The organism is Rahnella sp. PD12R (genome assembly GCF_019200965.1).
Taxonomy (GTDB): Bacteria; Pseudomonadota; Gammaproteobacteria; order Enterobacterales; family Enterobacteriaceae; genus Rahnella; species Rahnella laticis.
This window is the reverse complement of the sequence record NZ_JAHTMS010000012.1, coordinates 110,361-128,931: the sequence shown is the minus strand read 5'-3', so window position 1 is coordinate 128,931 and position 18,571 is coordinate 110,361. Positions and strand designations below refer to the sequence as shown.

Genomic DNA, 18,571 nt, shown 5'->3' with positions numbered 1-18,571 from the left:
TCATTAACAAATTGAGGTCTTCGGAAACAAATTAGCGGGCTAATTAAGTTGCTGTTTATAGAGGCAGAGGTGTTTAATCTTTATGTATTTAACAATAAAGAAACAAATATCAATCATTGATTAACATCTCTCTGCCTCGCTGAGGATTTTCCGGAACAGTTCAGTGAGAGCACTGCCTACAGCTATTCCGGAATAGGGATAAACCCATGTTTGGTTGGACCTCCCGGCAGCGTAATGTTGCCATCGCCAGCTTTTTAAGCTGGACGCTCGATGCTTTCGATTTCTTCATTTTAGTCTTTCTTCTCAGTGATATAGCGACAGCTTTTCATGTCGATATCAAAGAAGTCACGCTGGCGATTTTGCTGACACTGGCGGTGCGGCCCATCGGCGCGCTGGTATTCGGGCGGGCCGCTGAAAAATACGGGCGTAAACCGGTGCTGATGGTGAATATTGCCTGCTTTTCCGTTTTTGAACTCTGCACGGCCGCTGCGCCGTCCCTGACCGTTTTCCTCATCCTGCGCGTGATTTATGGTGTGGCGATGGGCGGTGTGTGGGGCGTGGCTTCTTCACTGGCGATGGAAACTATTCCTGACCGTTCGCGCGGCATGATGTCCGGTATTTTTCAGGCCGGTTATCCATTCGGGTATCTGCTGGCTGCGGTGGTTTACGGGCTGTTTTCGGAGATGGTTGGCTGGCGTGGAATGTTTGTCATCGGTGCGGTGCCGATCTTCCTGCTGCCTTTCATCTGGTTCAAGGTGCAGGAATCGCCGGTCTGGCTTGCTGCCCGTGAACGCAAGGAAAGCACTGCGCTGCTGCCGGTGCTCAAATCTCACTGGAAACTTTGTGTTTATCTGGTCGTGCTGATGGCGGCCTTCAATTTCTTCAGCCACGGAACGCAGGATCTCTACCCGTCATTCCTGAAAGTTCAGCACGGTTTTGATGCGCATACGGTCAGTTTGATTGCTATCGGTTACACCATTGCATCGATCATCGGCGGTATCTTCTTCGGTACGCTTTCAGAGAAGATTGGTCGTAAAAAAGCCATTATTATCGCGGCCTTACTGTCATTGCCGGTGATCCCGCTGTGGGCATTTTCCAGCGGAACCTGGACCATCGGTCTTGGCGCTTTCCTGATGCAGTTTATGGTGCAGGGCGCGTGGGGCGTGGTGCCGTCTTATCTCACTGAGCTGGTGCCTGCGAACACCCGCGCCGTATTGCCCGGTTTTGTTTATCAGCTCGGGAATTTGCTGGCGTCGGTCAATGCGACATTGCAGGCAGGCATTGCCGAAAGTCACGGACATAACTACGGGCTGGCGATGGCGATTGTCGCCGGGACGGTGGCGATCGTGATTTCTGTACTGGTTGCATTCGGGCGGGATACACGCGGAAAAGCGATAACGGGAGCAATAAATAATCAGAGAACAGATCAGCCTGCTAAGGTTTGATTTTTCAGATTATTTTTGCCGGATTGTGCAGCGCGTCGCAAATAATAACGCAAGAAAAGTGTTGTCATTAAATGCATTACTGTGATAACTCTGTAGGCAATCGTTCGCAAGATGAATTATAGAAACCAAAAAATGAAAGCCCTTCTCCTCGTAGTTAGCCTAGTCGTGATTAGCGTGGTGGTGATTATTATCCCACCGTGCGGGGCTGCACTTGGACGAAGAAAGGCTTATTAAACAAGCCTGAACCTGAAAAGAAACCCCGCACCGAAAGGTCCGGGGTTTTTTTTTGGGGTCAGGTATTTCAGAGAACAGTGAAGTGGGGTCGGAAAATGAGCAACAGCATAATATTCTGCACTTGTCGCAAAAAGGCAGGAGAATAAAGATGAACGGAGCACAGTGGGTAGTACAAGCGTTGCGTGCGCAGGGTGTAAATACAGTATTTGGTTATCCTGGCGGGGCAATCATGCCGGTATACGATGCACTGTATGACGGCGGCGTGGAACACCTGTTGTGCCGGCATGAGCAAGGTGCCGCAATGGCCGCCATCGGCTATGCCCGTTCTACCGGAAAAGTCGGTGTTTGTATCGCCACTTCCGGGCCTGGTGCCACCAACCTGATCACCGGCCTGGCTGACGCGCTGCTCGATTCCGTTCCGCTGGTGGCTATCACCGGTCAGGTCGGTTCCGCGTTTATCGGCACCGACGCCTTCCAGGAAATCGACGTTTTAGGATTATCTCTGGCCTGTACCAAACACAGCTTCCTGGTGGAATCTCTGGAAGCGCTGCCGGAAATCATGGCTGAAGCGTTTGCCATCGCCAGCTCAGGGCGTCCGGGCCCGGTTCTGATCGACATCCCGAAAGATATCCAGTTAGCGGTTGGCGAATTACCGCCGCATCTGGTCGCGGTCGAAGAAACTTTCCCCCATCCGGCTGCTGAACTGAAACAAGCCAGCACGATGATTGCCGTAGCGCAAAAACCGATGCTGTACGTGGGCGGCGGCGTTGGCATCGCTCAGGCGGTTCCGGCATTACGTGAATTTATCTCGGCGACCGGTATTCCTGCGGTTGCCACGCTGAAAGGCCTGGGCGCGCCGGATGCCAGCGACCCGTGTTATCTGGGGATGCTGGGGATGCACGGCACGAAAGCCGCGAATCTGGCCGTTCAGTCCTGTGACTTACTGATTGCCGTCGGGGCGCGTTTTGATGACCGTGTGACCGGCAAACTGAATACCTTCGCGCCGAATGCCGCCGTTATCCACATGGACATCGACCCGGCGGAACTGAACAAATTACGTCAGGCGCACGTCGCGTTGCAGGGGGATCTGAATGCGTTGTTACCGGCGCTGCGACAGCCGCTGAACATCAATGCCTGGCGCGATGAAGTGATGACCCTGAAAGCGCAGGGCGAATGGCGTTATGACCATCCGGGCGAAGCCATTTACGCACCGCTGCTGCTGAAACAAATCTCCGATCGCAAATCTGCCAATACCGTTGTTACCACCGATGTCGGCCAGCACCAGATGTGGACCGCGCAGCACATGCAGTTCACCCGCCCGGAAAACTTCATTACATCCAGCGGTCTGGGCACGATGGGCTTCGGTGTTCCTGCTGCCGTTGGCGCGCAGGTTGCCCGACCGGATGACATGGTGATCTGCGTTTCCGGCGACGGTTCTTTCATGATGAACGTTCAGGAGCTGGGCACCATCAAGCGAAAACAGCTGCCCGTCAAAATCCTGCTGCTGGATAACCAGCGGTTAGGGATGGTCCGGCAGTGGCAGGAATTGTTTTTCGACGGACGCTTTAGTGAAACCAACCTCTCTGATAACCCCGATTTTGTGACGCTGGCCAGCGCATTCAATATCCCCGGCCAGCGCATCCACCGTAAAGACCAAGTCGATGCCGCTCTGGACGCGTTCTTCAATAGCGAAGGCCCGTATTTGCTCCAGGTTTCCATCGACGAAAACGAGAATGTCTGGCCACTGGTTCCACCGGGCGCAGGCAACGAAACCATGTTGGAGAAAATGTCATGATGCAGCATAACGTCTCAATCCAGGCCCGTTTCCGCCCGGAAATGTTAGAACGCGTATTACGCGTTGTTCGCCACCGTGGTTTTCAGGTGTGCGCAATGAACATGACCCCGATGGTCAATGCGGAAAATATAAATATCGAATTGACCGTTGCCAGCCAGCGGCCGGTAGATTTACTGTCTTCACAGTTAAGCAAACTTATGGATGTCGCCTGTGTCGAGATCCAGCAACATACATCACAACAAATACGCGCGAATGCGTGAGTAAAGGAACGAGAGAATGACGAAGAAAGCTGATTACATTTGGTTCAATGGCGAGATGGTTCCGTGGGCAGAAGCGAAAGTACACGTAATGTCCCATGCATTGCATTACGGCACCTCCGTATTCGAAGGCGTGCGTTGCTACGACTCCCACAAAGGCCCTGTCGTATTCCGTCACCGTGAACATATGCAGCGTCTGCGCGATTCCGCAAAAATCTACCGTATGCCGGTTTCCCAAAGCGTTGATGAACTGATGGAAGCCTGCCGCGAAACCCTGCGCAAAAACAATCTGGTCAGCGCGTATATTCGTCCGCTGGTCTTCGTTGGCGATGTGGGTATGGGCGTAAACCCGCCGGATGGCTACAAAACTGACGTGATCATTGCCGCTTTCCCTTGGGGCGCCTATCTGGGCGAAGAAGCGCTCGAGCAGGGGATCGACGCAATGGTTTCTTCATGGAACCGTGTAGCAGCTAACACCATCCCGACCGCGGCGAAAGCCGGGGGTAACTACCTGTCTTCTCTGCTGGTGGGCAGCGAAGCACGCCGCCACGGTTATCAGGAAGGTATCGCGCTGGACGTTCACGGTTACGTTTCTGAAGGTGCAGGCGAAAACCTGTTCGAAGTGAAGGACGGCATTCTGTTCACGCCTCCGTTCACCTCTTCTGCGCTGCCGGGCATCACCCGTGACGCGATTATTAAACTGGCGAAAGACATGGGTCTGGAAGTTCGCGAGCAGGTTCTTTCCCGCGAATCTCTGTACCTGGCTGACGAAGTCTTCATGTCCGGTACTGCCGCCGAAATCACGCCAGTTCGCAGCGTTGACGGCATTCAGGTCGGCATCGGCAAACGCGGTCCGGTCACCAAACAAATTCAGGATGCGTTCTTCGGTCTGTTCACCGGTAAAACCGAAGACAAATGGGGTTGGCTGGATCCAATCAACCCGCAGTAATCTTACCCGTCATCCTTCAGGCCGCCTCCGCGTTGGCTGCCTTTATTCACCCCGGTCACTTACCTGAGTAAGCTCCCGGGGATTCATTCAGTTGCCGCCTTGATGCAACCTGAATGATTTAGGGTATAGAAGAAATTCAGCGGGCGACGGTTGCGCCGTCCGCTAAACAGAAATGATTTGGAGTGAATAGAGCATGCCTAAGTACCGTTCCCACACCACGACTCATGGCCGCAACATGGCTGGCGCCCGCGCTTTATGGCGTGCCACCGGCATGACCGACGATGATTTCGGTAAGCCAATTATTGCCGTTGTGAACTCCTTTACCCAGTTCGTTCCGGGCCACGTGCATTTGCGTGATCTGGGTAAACTGGTTGCCGAGCAAATCGAAGCTTCCGGCGGCGTTGCCAAAGAGTTCAACACCATTGCCGTGGATGACGGGATCGCCATGGGGCATGGCGGCATGCTGTATTCACTGCCTTCACGCGAGCTGATTGCAGACTCCGTGGAATACATGGTGAACGCGCACTGCGCCGACGCCATGGTGTGTATTTCCAACTGCGACAAAATCACCCCGGGGATGTTAATGGCGTCCCTTCGCCTGAATATTCCGGTGATCTTCGTTTCCGGTGGCCCGATGGAAGCCGGTAAAACCAAGCTGTCCGACAAAATCATCAAACTCGATCTGGTCGATGCGATGATTCAGGGCGCAAACCCGAACGTCAGCGACGCCGACAGCGAACAAATCGAACGTTCTGCCTGCCCGACGTGCGGTTCCTGTTCCGGGATGTTTACCGCCAACTCCATGAACTGTCTGACCGAAGCGCTGGGCCTGTCTCAGCCAGGCAACGGTTCATTACTGGCAACTCATGCTGATCGTAAAGACCTGTTCCTGAACGCCGGTCGTCGCATCGTTGAACTGACCAAACGTTATTACGAGCAGGACGATGAAAGCGCATTGCCGCGCAGCATCGCCAGCAAAGCCGCATTCGAAAATGCCATGACGCTGGATATCGCCATGGGCGGTTCCACGAACACCGTTCTTCACCTGCTCGCTGCCGCGCAGGAAGGCGGCATTGATTTCGATATGACCGACATCGACCGTCTGTCACGCAAGGTTCCGCACCTGTGTAAAGTTGCGCCGAGCACCCAGAAATATCACATGGAAGACGTTCACCGCGCCGGTGGCGTACTGGCGATTCTGGGCGAATTGGACCGCGCGAACCTGCTGAACCGCGATGTGAAAAACATCCTGAACCTGAACCTGAGCCAGACGCTGGATAAATACGACATCATGCTGACTCAGGATGAAGCCGTGAAAAAAATGTTCCGCGCAGGCCCGGCGGGTATCCGTACCACGCAGGCTTTCTCACAGGATTGCCGCTGGGATACGCTCGATGATGACCGCGCCGACGGTTGTATCCGTTCACTGGAGAACGCCTTCAGCAAAGACGGCGGTCTGGCCGTGCTTTACGGCAACATCGCGGAAGCGGGCAGCATCGTTAAAACCGCGGGCGTGGATAAATCCAACCTGGTGTTCCGTGGCCCGGCCAAAGTCTACGAAAGCCAGGATGACGCAGTCGCTGCGATCCTCGGTGGCAAAGTGGTTTCCGGTGATGTCGTGGTGATCCGCTACGAAGGGCCAAAAGGCGGGCCGGGCATGCAGGAAATGCTGTATCCGACCACTTACCTGAAATCCATGGGGCTGGGCAAAGAGTGCGCGCTGATCACCGACGGTCGTTTCTCCGGCGGGACTTCAGGTCTGTCTATCGGCCACGTCTCTCCGGAAGCCGGCAGCGGCGGTCTGATTGCGCTGGTGGAAGATGGCGACATGATCGACATCGACATCCCTAACCGCAGCATGGTGCTCGACGTTCCTGCGGCCGAACTGGCAGCTCGTCATGAAGCCGAACTGGCGCGCGGCGACAAAGCCTGGACGCCGAAAAACCGTGAACGTGTGGTGTCTTATGCGCTGCGGGCTTACGCAATGCTGGCGACCAGTGCTGACAAAGGCGCTGTCCGCGACAAGTCTAAGCTGGGAGGCTAAGGGCCATGGCGGTATCACAACCTCTACCCGATCAGCCGTGCGGTGCAGAATATCTGCGTGCCGTGCTGCGTGCGCCGGTTTATGAAGTCGCACAGGTCACGCCTTTGCAGGTCATGGAAAAGATCTCTTCCCGGTTAGGTAACACCGTTCTGGTGAAGAGGGAAGACCGCCAGGCTGTTCACAGTTTTAAACTGCGCGGCGCGTATTCCATGATTGCCAGCCTGACGGAAGAACAGGCGGCGCGCGGCGTGATCACGGCTTCTGCCGGAAATCACGCGCAGGGCGTCGCGTTGTCGGCGACCAAAAAAGGCATTAAATCTCTGATTGTTATGCCGGTTGCTACGGCGGATATCAAAGTTGATGCGGTGCGTAATTTCGGCGGCGAAGTCCTGCTGTTTGGCGCGAATTTCGACGAAGCCAAAGGCAAAGCTATCGAGCTTTCGCAAAAGCAGGGCATGACCTTTGTGCCGCCGTTTGATCATCCGGCGGTGATCGCCGGACAAGGCACGCTGGCGATGGAATTGCTGCAACAGGATGCGCATCTTGATCGCGTATTCGTGCCGGTCGGCGGTGGCGGCCTGGCCGCTGGCGTCGCGGTGTTAATCAAACAGCTGATGCCGCAAATCAAAGTGATTGGCGTCGAAGCCGAAGATTCAGCCTGCCTGCGTGCGGCGCTGGATGCCGGTGAACCGGTTGATCTGGCGCGTGTCGGGTTGTTCGCTGAAGGCGTGGCCGTGAAGCGTATCGGTAACGAAACCTTCCGTCTGTGCCGTGAATATCTTGATGACGTGATCACCGTCGACAGCGATTCCATCTGCGCGGCGGTAAAAGATTTGTTCGAAGATGTCCGCGCTATCGCCGAACCTTCCGGGGCGCTGGCGCTTGCAGGCATGAAGAAATACGTGCAGCAGCACAACATTCAGGGCGAGCGTCTGGCGCATATTCTTTCCGGCGCGAACGTGAACTTCCACGGCCTGCGCTATGTGTCTGAGCGCTGCGAGCTGGGTGAACAACGCGAAGCGCTGCTGGCGGTGACCATTCCGGAACGCAAAGGCAGCTTCCTGAAATTCTGCCAGTTGCTCGGTGGCCGTTCAGTCACGGAGTTTAACTACCGTTACGCCGACGCTGACAACGCCTGCATTTTCGTGGGTGTACGTCTGACACGGGGTCACGCAGAACGGCAGGAAATCATCGCCGAGCTGAATCACGACGGTTATCAGGTGGTGGATTTATCTGATGATGAAATGGCGAAACTGCATGTGCGTTATATGGTGGGCGGGCGTCCAACCAAGCCTTTGCGCGAGCGGCTTTACAGCTTCGAGTTCCCGGAATCACCGGGTGCGTTGCTGAAATTCCTGCATACGCTGGGCACGCACTGGAATATTTCACTGTTCCATTATCGCAGCCACGGCACCGATTTTGGTCGTGTACTGGCCGCGTTTGAACTGAACGAAGAAGAGCCGGAGTTCGAGAAGAACCTGACGGCGCTGGGCTATGACTGTCATAACGAAAGTGATAATCCTGCGTTCCGCTTCTTCCTGGCGGGCTAAAAACCGAAGGGCCCGAACGGGCCCTTTTTCTTTGCCATTATTTTGTCGCGAACGCAGGTTATAACAATTGCCAGAACGCCTCGATTAGCGGTTCGTTCAGGCGTTTTTTCTGTACGCAGACGCCCAGTTCCAGCGGAGCGCCGAGCGTGACGTTATCCAGAACGGAAATACGGTTGCGCACCGGTTCCGGGCTGTTATCGACAACGACCGACGGAATGAGAGCGATGCCGCAACCGAGCGCGACCATTGACACAATCGCTTCGTGGCCGGACACCGTGGCATAAATCAGCGGATTGCTCAGACGGTTTCGTTTGAACCAGATGTCGATACGTTTTCGCGCCGGGCCGTGCTCAGGAAGAATAAACGGAATTTGCGACCAGTCGGGATGCGGCACGCTGACTTGCGTTCGCACCGCGCCCGGCAGAGACGGGGAAATCAGGATCATCGGAATTTCGCCGATCTGCGTGAAATCCACGCTGCCCGGCAGGCTTTCCGGGCGGCCTGCAATCCCCAGGTCCGCTTCGGTGGACTGGACTTTTTCGACCGCATCGGCGGCGTCGCCGGTGGTCAGTTTGATTTCGACCAGCGGATGTTGCGCGCGGAAGCGGTCAAGAATAGGGGGCAGGTGGCTGTACGCAGCGGTGACCGAGCAGAATAAATGCAGCTCACCACTGAGCGTCGGGCCATGCTGATCCAGCCCGCTTCGCAGTTGCTGGTAACTCAGCAGCGTTTGCTGGGCAAAAGTTTTGAGCTGTTCACCCGCGCTGGTCAGTTGCACGGTGCGGTTGTCACGCTGAAATAACGGCTGGCCGAGTTCTTCTTCCAGCCGCTGGATCTGGCGCGACAGCGTTGACGGGCTGACATGCATCGCCTTCGACGAACGGCCAAAATGGCGGCTTTCCGCCAGATGTAAGAACAGTTTCAGATCACGCAAATCCATAAAGAAGTCCCGGCTTTTTAGTTACGCAAAGGTCAAACGAAGTATATTGCATTTTTTGCAACGTCATCTTCGTAATATATCAATTTAAGCAATGTGTCGCATGACATATAGTGAATTCACGGCGTTCACCGGCTCACCGGTGAAACAAAAAATAACAGCACTTACCTCGATAGAACGGAGCAAGACATGGCTAACTATTTCAACACACTGAACCTGCGTCAGCAGCTGGCACAACTGGGCAAATGCCGCTTCATGGGTCGCGATGAATTCGCGGACGAAGCCAGCTACCTCAAAGGTAAAAAAGTGGTGATTGTAGGCTGTGGCGCACAGGGCCTGAACCAGGGTCTGAACATGCGTGATTCCGGTCTGGATGTTTCCTACACCCTGCGTGCAGAAGCTATTGCTGAGAAGCGTGCTTCATGGCGTAAAGCGACCGAAAACGGCTTCAAAGTCGGCACCTACGAAGAACTGATCCCACAGGCTGACCTGGTCGTTAACCTGACGCCAGACAAACAGCACAGCGCTGTGGTTAAAGCAGTTCAGCCTCTGATGAAAGATGGCGCAACGCTGGGTTACTCCCACGGCTTCAACATCGTAGAAGTGGGCGAGCAAATCCGTAAAGACATCACCGTCGTGATGGTTGCTCCAAAATGTCCGGGTACTGAAGTTCGTGAAGAATACAAACGTGGTTTCGGTGTTCCGACGTTGATCGCCGTTCATCCGGAAAACGACCCGAAAGGTGAAGGCATGGCGATTGCTAAAGCCTGGGCAGCTGCAACAGGCGGCCACCGTGCCGGTGTTCTGCAATCTTCTTTCGTTGCAGAAGTAAAATCTGACCTGATGGGTGAGCAGACTATCCTGTGCGGTATGTTACAGGCCGGTTCCCTGCTGTGCTTCGACAAACTGGTTGCTGACGGCGTAGACGAAGCGTACGCAGAAAAACTGCTGCAATTCGGCTGGGAAACTATCACCGAAGCACTGAAACAAGGCGGCATCACGCTGATGATGGATCGTTTGTCCAACCCGGCGAAACTGCGTGCTTACGCACTGTCTGAACAACTGAAAGAGATCATGGCGCCGCTGTTCCAGAAACACATGGACGACATCATCTCCGGCGAATTCTCCAGCGGCATGATGGCTGACTGGGCGAACGACGACAAAAACCTGCTGACCTGGCGTGAAGAAACGGGCGCAACTGCGTTCGAAAACGCACCACAGTTCGACGGTAAAATTTCTGAGCAGGAATACTTCGACCACGGCGTTGTGATGATCGCGATGGTGAAAGCGGGCGTTGAGCTGGCCTTCGAAACCATGGTGGCTTCCGGCATCATCGAAGAATCCGCTTACTACGAATCACTGCACGAACTGCCGCTGATCGCCAACACCGTTGCGCGTAAGCGTCTGTACGAAATGAACGTGGTTATTTCTGATACTGCAGAATACGGTAACTACCTGTTTGCTAACGCAGCAGTACCGTTGCTGAAAGAATTCATGACCACCCTGCAGGCGGGTGATTTGGGTAAATCTGTTGCAGAAACTCAGGTTGATAACGCGCAGCTGCGTGATGTTAACGAAGCTATCCGCAACCACCCAATCGAGTCAATCGGCCGCACTTTACGTGGTTATATGACTGATATGAAACGCATCGCAGTAGCGAGCTGATCCTCCTCTTACTCGAGTTCTTCAGGGTTTTCGGAAGATAAATAAGAAGGGCACTGCATAAAAATGCGGTGCCCTTTCTTTTACTGCGCCGGAACGGTAACTCAGTTGCGGTACAGGATCTTAATGATGTGGTAGCCGAACTGGGTGTGCAGCGGGCCTTGTGGTTCGATCAGCGGCGCAGAGAAAACCACTTTATCGAAAGCTGGCACCATTGCGCCTTGCTTAAATTCACCTAAATGGCCGCCTTTTTTGCCTGACGGGCAGGTAGAGTGTTTTTTAGCCAGTTTTTCGAAATCGCCACCGTTCTTCAGCTGTTCCAGAAGATCGAGCGCCTGTGCTTCTTCCTTAACAAGGATATGCATTGCTGCAGCAGTTTTTGCCATGATTGAGACCTTTTATGCGAGAGTGTTTCCAGGGGCGTAATGTAACATCTGCAACGCCGTATGTGGACTCCGGCCTGCATTCCAGACATCACAAATTGCACCGTAAAGGCTGTCAATCTCAGGCGACGTTTCTGCTACAATCGCCGTCCTTGTCCATCAGGTGAGCAAAACTACGCCATGCGATTAAACCCCAGCCAACAACATGCCGTCGAATTCGTCACCGGACCCTGCCTGGTTCTGGCGGGGGCTGGCTCCGGCAAAACCAGGGTGATTACCAATAAAATCGCACACCTGATCCGTGAGTGTGGCTATCAGGCCCGTCACATTGCGGCTGTAACCTTCACCAATAAAGCGGCGCGCGAGATGAAAGAGCGTGTGGCGCAAACCCTTGGGCGTAAAGAATCACGCGGCTTGCTGATCGCGACTTTCCATACGCTGGGGCTGGAAATCATCAAACGCGAATTTGCCGCTTTGGGCATGAAATCCAATTTCTCCCTGTTCGACGATCAGGACCAGCTCGCGCTGCTCAAAGAGCTGAGCGAGAAGTGGCTGGAAAACGACAAAACGCTGTTGCAACAGCTGATCTCGACGATCTCAAACTGGAAGAACGATCTGGTTGATCCGTCCCATGCGGCGGGCCTTGCGCGATCGGAACGCGATCAGATCTTCGCACACTGCTACGGGCTTTATCATGACCATATGCGCGCCTGTAATATCCTCGATTTCGATGACCTGATCCTGCTGCCGACGCTGCTGTTGCAGAAGAATGAAGAAGTGCGCGAGCGTTGGCAGAATAAACTGCGCTACCTGCTGGTCGATGAATATCAGGACACCAACACCAGTCAGTACATGATGGTGAAACTGCTGGTCGGCAACCGCGCACGTTTTACCGTGGTGGGCGACGACGATCAGTCTATTTACTCCTGGCGCGGTGCGCGGCCGCAAAACCTGGTGCTGCTGAAAGAAGATTTCCCGCAGTTGCAGGTCGTTAAGCTTGAACAGAACTACCGTTCTTCGCAGCGCATACTGAAAGCCGCCAACATCCTGATAGCCAACAACCCGCATGTGTTCGAGAAGCGCCTTTTCTCTGAGCTAGGTTACGGCGAAACGCTGAAAGTAGTGACCGCCAACAATGAAGATCACGAAGCCGAGCGCGTGGTTGGCGAGTTGATTGCGCATCACTTTATCAACAAGACCGGTTATGGCGATTACGCGATTTTGTATCGCGGTAACCATCAGTCGCGCCTGTTTGAAAAAATGCTGATGCAGAACCGCATTCCGTACCGCATTTCCGGCGGGACGTCGTTCTTCTCGCGGCCTGAAATTAAAGATTTATTGGCCTATCTGCGCGTCCTGACTAACCCTGACGACGACAGCGCATTTCTGCGTATCGTGAATACGCCGCGTCGTGAAATCGGTGCCGCGACGCTGCAAAAGCTCGGTGAGTGGGCAAATCAGCGCAACAAAGGGTTGTTCAAAGCCAGTTTCGATATGGGGCTCAGCCAGTATCTGACCGGGCGCGGCCTGGAATCACTGCAACGGTTTACGCACTGGATGGGCACTATTTCTGAGCTGGCCGAACGCGAACCGGTCGCGGCGGTACGGGATCTGATCCACGGCATCGATTACGAAAGCTGGTTATTCGAAACCTCGCCGAGCCCGAAAGCGGCGGAAATGCGCATGAAAAACGTCAATCAGCTTTTCAGCTGGATGACTGAAATGCTCGAGGGTACCGATCTGGATGAGCCGATGACGCTCACGCAGGTGGTCACGCGCTTTACGCTTCGCGACATGATGGAACGCGGTGAAAGTGACGAAGAGCTGGATCAGGTTCAGCTGATGACGCTGCACGCCTCGAAAGGTCTGGAATTCCCCTATGTGTTTCTGGTCGGCATGGAGGAAGGGTTATTGCCGCATCAGAGCAGTATCGATGAAGACAATGTCGATGAAGAACGGCGTCTGGCGTATGTGGGCATCACCCGCGCCCAAAAAGAGCTGACTTTTACGCTTTGTCGCGAACGTCGCCAGTACGGGGAATTAATTCGTCCTGAACCCAGCCGCTTCCTGATGGAACTGCCGCAGGATGATTTGGCCTGGGAAAGTGAGCGTAAAGTGGTCAGTGCGCAGGAGCGTATGGTGAAAGGGCAAAGCCATCTGGAGAAAATCCGTGAGCAGCTGGCGAAAGCCAAAGGCGGAAGCTGACAGGCAAAGAAAAGGCAGGGGATAAGCCCTGCCTCATTACTCGGTACGCGTTTTTACGAAAAGATCAGAGCTGTTCTTCGACGAACAGCGGCCAGTGGACATAACTTTGCCAGTGGCTTTCCTGTTCCAGCTCTTCTGCCCGAAGCGGATGCTGGGCCAGCCAGCCCTGTGGCACAATCACATTCAGTTCATCGTCATTTGCCCGTAAACGCACGGCGGGCAACGTGTCGTCACGGCGGCGGCTGGCAAAGATAATCGCAAGCCGGAGAATGCGACAAAGACGTTGTGCCTGACGCGGCGGCACGGCGTTTTGCTCATTGAGCAACGGCAAATCGAGCGTCCCGTTCTGATTTTGCAACAGCGTCGCCAGCAGTTTTTTCTGCGCCGGCGTAAAGCCCGGTAAGTCTAAATGACTGATCAGATAAGCTGCGTGCTGCGGCGCTTTTTTGAAATCAACGCTCAGCCCGATTTCGTGGATCAGACAGGCGCTGTTCAGCAACTCACGGGCGCGGGCATCGAGCTTCCATTCCTGTGCCACCTGCAACGAAAAGTTCTCTGCAAGCTGTGCTACGCGCTGCGCCTGTTCATTATCAAGCAGATAGCGGCGTTGCAGATTTCGCAATGTGCGCTGGCGAATATCTTGTTCAATCGGCAGATGCAGCATGCCGTAAACCAGACCTTCGCGCAGTGCGCCACCGGCCAGCGTCATGGTTTCGATATTCAGGGTTTTGAAAATGGCGATGAGAATCGAAAGACCACTTGGGAAAACCAGCGCACGTTCAAGCGTCAGGCCTTCTATTTCCAGCTCTTCCAGTTTCCCGCACTGAATCGCACGCTGTTTGAGCTGTTGAAGTTTCGGCAACGTAATGCGCTCATCCATACCCTGAGCGACCATGATTTCCTGAAGCGCCTGAACGGTGCCGGAAGCACCGACACAAATTTGCCAGCCATTGGCGATCAGCTGAGGCGCTACCGGAAGGATCATGTCGATCGCAGCCTGTTCGGCCCGATCGAAGTTTTCTTTTGCCAGATTGCGGTCGGTAAAATAGCGCTCCAGCCAGGTCACACAACCCATCGAAAGGCTGAACAGCGTGGTGGCCTGTGCGCCGATACCGGTGACCAGCTCTGTACTGCCGCCGCCAATATCGACGACCAGACGTTTATCCGGGCCACCCGTGGTATGGGCAACGCCGTGATAAATCAGACGAGCTTCTTCTTCACCGGCAATGACCTGAATCGGGCAACCAAGGATTTCCTGAGCTTTACCCAAAAATTCGTCGGCATTGCTGGCAAGCCGCAGCGTTGCGGTGGCAACGACGCGGATTTGTTCGCGGGGAATATCCTGCAATCTTTCGGAAAACAGCTTCAGGCATTGCCAGCCACGTTGCATGGCTTCCTGAGAAAGCAGGTTTTGCTTATCCAGACCGGCAGCCAGACGCACTTTGCGCTTAATTCTGGCGAGGGTCTGGATACTGCCTGCCACCTCACGAACAACCAGCATGTGAAAGCTGTTAGAGCCCAAATCAATTGCTGCATAGAGTGAGGTGGAGCTTAGCATAGGTTATCAGCCCGGACGTTTACGGTTGCTACGTGGTGCGCTGCTGCGACGTGAAGACGAGTTGCTGTTACGACGCGGACCGTTACCGGTACGAGAGCGAGCCAGACGTTTCGGCGCAGGTAAATCAGTTAACAGCGCTTCGCTGCTGTATTTGCTGACAGGAATGCTGTGACCGGTGTAGGTTTCGATTGCCGTCAGGTTCAGCGCGTACTCTTCACAAGCCAGGCTGATGGAATGACCGCTCAGACCCGCACGGCCGGTACGACCAATACGGTGAACGTAGTCTTCACAGTCGTCAGGCAGGTCATAGTTAAAGACGTGCGTAACGGCAGGAATGTGCAAACCACGGGCAGCAACGTCAGTCGCAACAAGAATGTCCAGCGTGCCTTGGGTGAAATCCTCGAGAACGCGCAGGCGTTTTTTCTGCGGGACATCGCCGGTCAGCAAACCTACGCGATGGCCGTCGGCTGCCAGATGGCCCCAAACGTCTTCACAGCGGTGTTTAGTGTTAGCAAAAATGATGCAACGGTCTGGCCATTCTTCTTCAATCAGCGTCTGTAACAGGCGCATTTTCTCTTCATTTGAAGGGTAGAAGAGTTCTTCTTTAATACGGTGGCCCGTTTTTTGCTCCGGTTCGATCTCAATCGACTCGGCATTATTCATGTTTTCGAACGCCAGTTCTTTCACACGATAGGAAAGGGTTGCTGAGAACAGCATGTTGAGGCGTTGAGTCGCAGGTGGCATCCGGCGGAAGATCCAGCGGATATCTTTGATGAAGCCCAGATCGAACATGCGGTCTGCTTCATCCAGCACCACCACCTGAATCGCGCCCAGGTCGATGTGGTTCTGTTTGGTGTAATCGATTAAACGGCCAGTGGTTCCGATGAGGATGTCCACGCCGCTTTCCAGCACTTTAAGCTGTTTGTCGTAACCGTCGCCGCCATAGGCCAGACCTAATTTCAGCCCGGTAGATTCAGATAATGCTTCGGCGTCGGAGTGGATCTGCACCGCGAGTTCACGCGTAGGTGCCATGATCAAGGCACGCGGCTGGTTAGTCTGACGACCTTCCGCAGCAGGGTGAGAAAGCAGATAATGGAAAGTAGACGCCAGAAAAGCCAGCGTCTTGCCGGTACCGGTTTGCGCCTGACCTGCAACATCACGCCCAGCGAGCGTGATCGGCAATGCCAATGCCTGAATAGGCGTACAGTAATGGAACCCTTTCTTTTCAAGGGCTTCAACTGCCAGCGGGTGCAGGGCGAAGTCGGAAAACTTCTGTTCGGTCAAGTGTGTTTTGCTCATAGTGTGGTAGAATATCAGCTAACTATTGCTTTACGAAAGCGTATCCGGTGAAATAAAGTCAACCTACTGTTGGTTAATGCTACATCAACAAGGTAAAGATAATCCTTTGGAGTAGAACATGAGCGATAAAATTATTCACCTGACCGATGACAGTTTCGACAACGACGTATTGAAAGCCGAAGGGCTGGTGCTGGTCGATTTCTGGGCAGAGTGGTGTGGTCCTTGTAAAATGATCGCTCCGATTCTGGATGAAATTGCCACTGAGTTCGAAGGCAAGCTGACCATCGCGAAGCTGAACATCGATGAAAACCCAGGTACTGCACCTAAATACGGCATCCGTGGTATTCCTACCCTGCTGTTATTTAAAGGCGGCGAAGTCGCAGCAACTAAAGTTGGCGCACTGTCGAAAGGTCAGCTGAAAGAGTTCTTAACAGCTAATCTGTAATCGGTCGGGATGACCAAAGCCAGGTGTTTAGCGGGCTGCCGTGTTTTTCACATTGTCCGCTAGACGCCTGTCAAGAAGCGTGCTAAGTTTACGCTTACTGCAAATAGAGCTTACCTGTAGTTTGATTCTTACGTTTTACTCTGTTGTGTCAAAAACATCTGCCTATAAAGTTTCTTTGAATAATAATTAAATTGAACTGGCACTGTGCTTGACCATCTAACGGTTTTAACAAAAATCGGCTTTAAGACACCTTCAATATCATTGCCCCTCTAGAATATCGCCCGCGAGCGACTGCCTGCGGCTGGATTTCAAAGCTGTGATTTGAAGTGTCAGACAATAAACAGGCATGGATGACCCTGCCATACCCATTCACGACAGATGTTCGAGACATACCCCGAGTTTAAGAACCCACCATTATGAATCTTACCGAATTAAAGAATACGCCGGTCTCTGACCTGATTGCACTCGGCGAAAATATGGGGCTGGAAAACCAGGCCCGCATGCGCAAGCAAGACATTATCTTTTCAATATTGAAGCAGCATGCGAAAAGCGGAGAAGACATCTTCGGTGATGGCGTACTGGAGATATTGCAGGATGGATTTGGTTTCCTCCGCTCCGGAGACAGTTCCTACCTCGCAGGCCCCGACGACATCTACGTATCTCCAAGCCAAATTCGCCGCTTCAACCTTCGCACTGGCGACACCATTTCCGGTAAAATCCGCCCACCTAAAGAAGGTGAACGTTATTTTGCCCTGTTGAAAGTTAACGAAGTTAACTACGACAAACCAGAAAACGCCCGCAGCAAAATCCTGTTCGAAAACTTAACCCCTCTGCATGCAAATTCCCGTCTGCGTATGGAACGTGGTAATGGTTCAACAGAAGATTTAACCGCACGTGTACTGGATCTGGCCTCTCCGATTGGCCGCGGCCAACGTGGTCTGATTGTTGCTCCGCCGAAAGCGGGTAAAACCATGCTGCTGCAAAACATCGCGACCAGCATTGCGTACAACCATCCTGACTGTGTGCTGATGGTTCTGCTGATTGACGAACGTCCGGAAGAAGTGACCGAGATGCAGCGTCTGGTTAAAGGTGAAGTTATCGCTTCTACCTTTGATGAGCCGGCATCCCGTCACGTTCAGGTGGCTGAAATGGTCATCGAAAAAGCTAAACGCTTGGTTGAACACAAGAAAGACGTCATCATCCTGCTGGACTCCATTACCCGTCTGGCACGTGCTTACAACACCGTGGTTCCGTCATCAGGCAAAGTTCTGACCGGTGGTGTGGATGCTAACGCCTTACACCGTCCAAAACGTTTCTTCGGTGCAGCACGTAACGTGGAAGAGGGCGGAAGCCTGACCATCATCGCTACTGCGCTGGTCGATACCGGTTCTAAAATGGATGAAGTTATCTATGAAGAATTCAAAGGTACCGGCAACATGGAATTGCATCTGGCGCGTAAAATCGCTGAGAAACGCGTATTCCCTGCGATTGACTACAACCGTTCTGGTACCCGTAAAGAAGAACTGCTGACCACGTCAGAAGAACTTCAGAAGATGTGGATCCTGCGCAAAATCATTCACCCGATGGGTGAGATTGATGCAATGGAATTCCTCATCAACAAACTCGCCATGACGAAAACCAATGACGACTTCTTCGATATGATGAAACGTTCGTAATTTGGTGTAAAACTCAAACTAACGCCACGCTAAGCCGTGGCGTTTTTTGCTTTTGGTAGCTACCATAATGCTACTTTGGTGAAATTGTCAGACTATTCGGATAATAGCTGATGGTTTTTCCAGTGCCCTTTC

At 53.5% G+C, this 18,571-nt stretch carries 15 protein-coding genes; 11 read left to right on the top strand and 4 right to left on the bottom strand.

Features of this window, described 5'->3' with window-relative positions:
* Nucleotides 1-206 precede the first annotated feature (206 nt).
* The 7 genes from KWG64_RS21140 (at nucleotide 207) to ilvA (ending at nucleotide 8,274) form a co-directional block, all read left to right on the top strand.
* Complete coding sequence (locus tag KWG64_RS21140) at nucleotides 207-1,445, top strand: MFS transporter (RefSeq protein ID WP_101079478.1); 1,239 nt, start codon at nucleotides 207-209, stop codon at nucleotides 1,443-1,445.
* A 132-nt stretch (nucleotides 1,446-1,577) separates the two neighbouring features.
* The gene (gene ilvL, locus KWG64_RS21135) at nucleotides 1,578-1,679 is read left to right on the top strand and encodes an ilv operon leader peptide (RefSeq protein WP_015699153.1); all 102 of its coding nucleotides are present in this window, start codon (nucleotides 1,578-1,580) and stop codon (nucleotides 1,677-1,679) included.
* Between the two features lie 148 nt (nucleotides 1,680-1,827).
* Nucleotides 1,828-3,474, top strand: a complete 1,647-nt coding sequence (ilvG, locus tag KWG64_RS21130) for an acetolactate synthase 2 catalytic subunit (protein ID WP_218523042.1) — start codon at nucleotides 1,828-1,830, stop codon at nucleotides 3,472-3,474.
* Nucleotides 3,471-3,734 carry an acetolactate synthase 2 small subunit gene (ilvM, locus tag KWG64_RS21125; protein ID WP_101079476.1) on the top strand — a complete coding sequence of 88 codons (264 nt, stop codon included), beginning with the start codon at nucleotides 3,471-3,473 and terminating at the stop codon, nucleotides 3,732-3,734. The genes ilvG and ilvM overlap by 4 nt, the downstream gene beginning before the upstream one ends.
* Nucleotides 3,735-3,750: 16 nt before the next feature.
* Nucleotides 3,751-4,680, top strand: a complete 930-nt coding sequence (locus KWG64_RS21120; protein WP_101079475.1) for a branched-chain amino acid transaminase — start codon at nucleotides 3,751-3,753, stop codon at nucleotides 4,678-4,680.
* Between the two features lie 193 nt (nucleotides 4,681-4,873).
* Nucleotides 4,874-6,724, top strand: a complete 1,851-nt coding sequence (gene ilvD, locus KWG64_RS21115) for a dihydroxy-acid dehydratase (RefSeq protein ID WP_195816091.1) — start codon at nucleotides 4,874-4,876, stop codon at nucleotides 6,722-6,724.
* Between the two features lie 5 nt (nucleotides 6,725-6,729).
* Nucleotides 6,730-8,274, top strand: a complete 1,545-nt coding sequence (gene ilvA, locus KWG64_RS21110) for a threonine ammonia-lyase, biosynthetic (protein ID WP_101079473.1) — start codon at nucleotides 6,730-6,732, stop codon at nucleotides 8,272-8,274.
* 58 nt (nucleotides 8,275-8,332) lie between these two features.
* On the opposite strand, the gene ilvY is transcribed toward ilvA, so the two are convergent.
* Nucleotides 8,333-9,214, bottom strand: coding sequence for an HTH-type transcriptional activator IlvY (gene ilvY, locus KWG64_RS21105; RefSeq protein WP_165061941.1), 882 nt, complete (start codon nucleotides 9,212-9,214; stop codon nucleotides 8,333-8,335).
* A gap of 186 nt (nucleotides 9,215-9,400) precedes the next feature.
* Here ilvY and ilvC point away from each other — a divergent pair, with 186 nt between their 5' ends.
* Nucleotides 9,401-10,876, top strand: a complete 1,476-nt coding sequence (ilvC, locus tag KWG64_RS21100) for a ketol-acid reductoisomerase (protein WP_056772344.1) — start codon at nucleotides 9,401-9,403, stop codon at nucleotides 10,874-10,876.
* 101 nt (nucleotides 10,877-10,977) lie between these two features.
* Here the strand turns inward: ilvC and ppiC are convergent, their stop codons facing one another.
* Nucleotides 10,978-11,259 carry a peptidylprolyl isomerase PpiC gene (gene ppiC, locus KWG64_RS21095; protein WP_015690589.1) on the bottom strand — a complete coding sequence of 94 codons (282 nt, stop codon included), beginning with the start codon at nucleotides 11,257-11,259 and terminating at the stop codon, nucleotides 10,978-10,980.
* A gap of 177 nt (nucleotides 11,260-11,436) precedes the next feature.
* On the opposite strand from ppiC, the gene rep reads away from it, so the two are divergent.
* Entirely contained in the window at nucleotides 11,437-13,461 is a 2,025-nt protein-coding gene (gene rep, locus KWG64_RS21090; protein WP_195816089.1) for a DNA helicase Rep, read from the top strand.
* Between the two features lie 64 nt (nucleotides 13,462-13,525).
* Here rep and gppA read toward each other — a convergent pair whose 3' ends face one another.
* On the bottom strand, nucleotides 13,526-15,019 hold the full coding sequence (gppA, locus tag KWG64_RS21085; protein WP_218523041.1) for a guanosine-5'-triphosphate,3'-diphosphate diphosphatase: 1,494 nt from the start codon (nucleotides 15,017-15,019) through the stop codon (nucleotides 13,526-13,528).
* Nucleotides 15,020-15,025: 6 nt separating this feature from the next.
* Nucleotides 15,026-16,318, bottom strand: a complete 1,293-nt coding sequence (gene rhlB, locus KWG64_RS21080; protein ID WP_195816087.1) for an ATP-dependent RNA helicase RhlB — start codon at nucleotides 16,316-16,318, stop codon at nucleotides 15,026-15,028.
* A gap of 118 nt (nucleotides 16,319-16,436) precedes the next feature.
* Here rhlB and trxA point away from each other — a divergent pair, with 118 nt between their 5' ends.
* Nucleotides 16,437-16,763, top strand: a complete 327-nt coding sequence (trxA, locus tag KWG64_RS21075) for a thioredoxin TrxA (RefSeq protein WP_013577537.1) — start codon at nucleotides 16,437-16,439, stop codon at nucleotides 16,761-16,763.
* A 416-nt stretch (nucleotides 16,764-17,179) separates the two neighbouring features.
* Nucleotides 17,180-18,439, top strand: coding sequence for a transcription termination factor Rho (gene rho / locus KWG64_RS21070; RefSeq protein WP_195816086.1), 1,260 nt, complete (start codon nucleotides 17,180-17,182; stop codon nucleotides 18,437-18,439).
* Nucleotides 18,440-18,571: the final 132 nt, after the last annotated feature.

Bases quoted from the DNA above. Each gene is read 5' to 3' on its own strand.
- trxA (WP_013577537.1), top strand. From the start codon at position 16,437: ATGAGCGATAAAATTATTCACCTGACCGATGACAGTTTCGACAACGAC.
- ilvM (WP_101079476.1), top strand. From the start codon at position 3,471: ATGATGCAGCATAACGTCTCAATCCAGGCCCGTTTCCGCCCGGAAATG.
- ilvD (WP_195816091.1), top strand. From the start codon at position 4,874: ATGCCTAAGTACCGTTCCCACACCACGACTCATGGCCGCAACATGGCT.
- gppA (WP_218523041.1), bottom strand. From the start codon at position 15,019: ATGCTAAGCTCCACCTCACTCTATGCAGCAATTGATTTGGGCTCTAAC.
- ilvL (WP_015699153.1), top strand. From the start codon at position 1,578: ATGAAAGCCCTTCTCCTCGTAGTTAGCCTAGTCGTGATTAGCGTGGTG.
- rep (WP_195816089.1), top strand. From the start codon at position 11,437: ATGCGATTAAACCCCAGCCAACAACATGCCGTCGAATTCGTCACCGGA.
- ilvA (WP_101079473.1), top strand. From the start codon at position 6,730: ATGGCGGTATCACAACCTCTACCCGATCAGCCGTGCGGTGCAGAATAT.
- ilvG (WP_218523042.1), top strand. From the start codon at position 1,828: ATGAACGGAGCACAGTGGGTAGTACAAGCGTTGCGTGCGCAGGGTGTA.
- rho (WP_195816086.1), top strand. From the start codon at position 17,180: ATGAATCTTACCGAATTAAAGAATACGCCGGTCTCTGACCTGATTGCA.
- ilvC (WP_056772344.1), top strand. From the start codon at position 9,401: ATGGCTAACTATTTCAACACACTGAACCTGCGTCAGCAGCTGGCACAA.
- KWG64_RS21140 (WP_101079478.1), top strand. From the start codon at position 207: ATGTTTGGTTGGACCTCCCGGCAGCGTAATGTTGCCATCGCCAGCTTT.
- ilvY (WP_165061941.1), bottom strand. From the start codon at position 9,214: ATGGATTTGCGTGATCTGAAACTGTTCTTACATCTGGCGGAAAGCCGC.
- rhlB (WP_195816087.1), bottom strand. From the start codon at position 16,318: ATGAGCAAAACACACTTGACCGAACAGAAGTTTTCCGACTTCGCCCTG.
- ppiC (WP_015690589.1), bottom strand. From the start codon at position 11,259: ATGGCAAAAACTGCTGCAGCAATGCATATCCTTGTTAAGGAAGAAGCA.
- KWG64_RS21120 (WP_101079475.1), top strand. From the start codon at position 3,751: ATGACGAAGAAAGCTGATTACATTTGGTTCAATGGCGAGATGGTTCCG.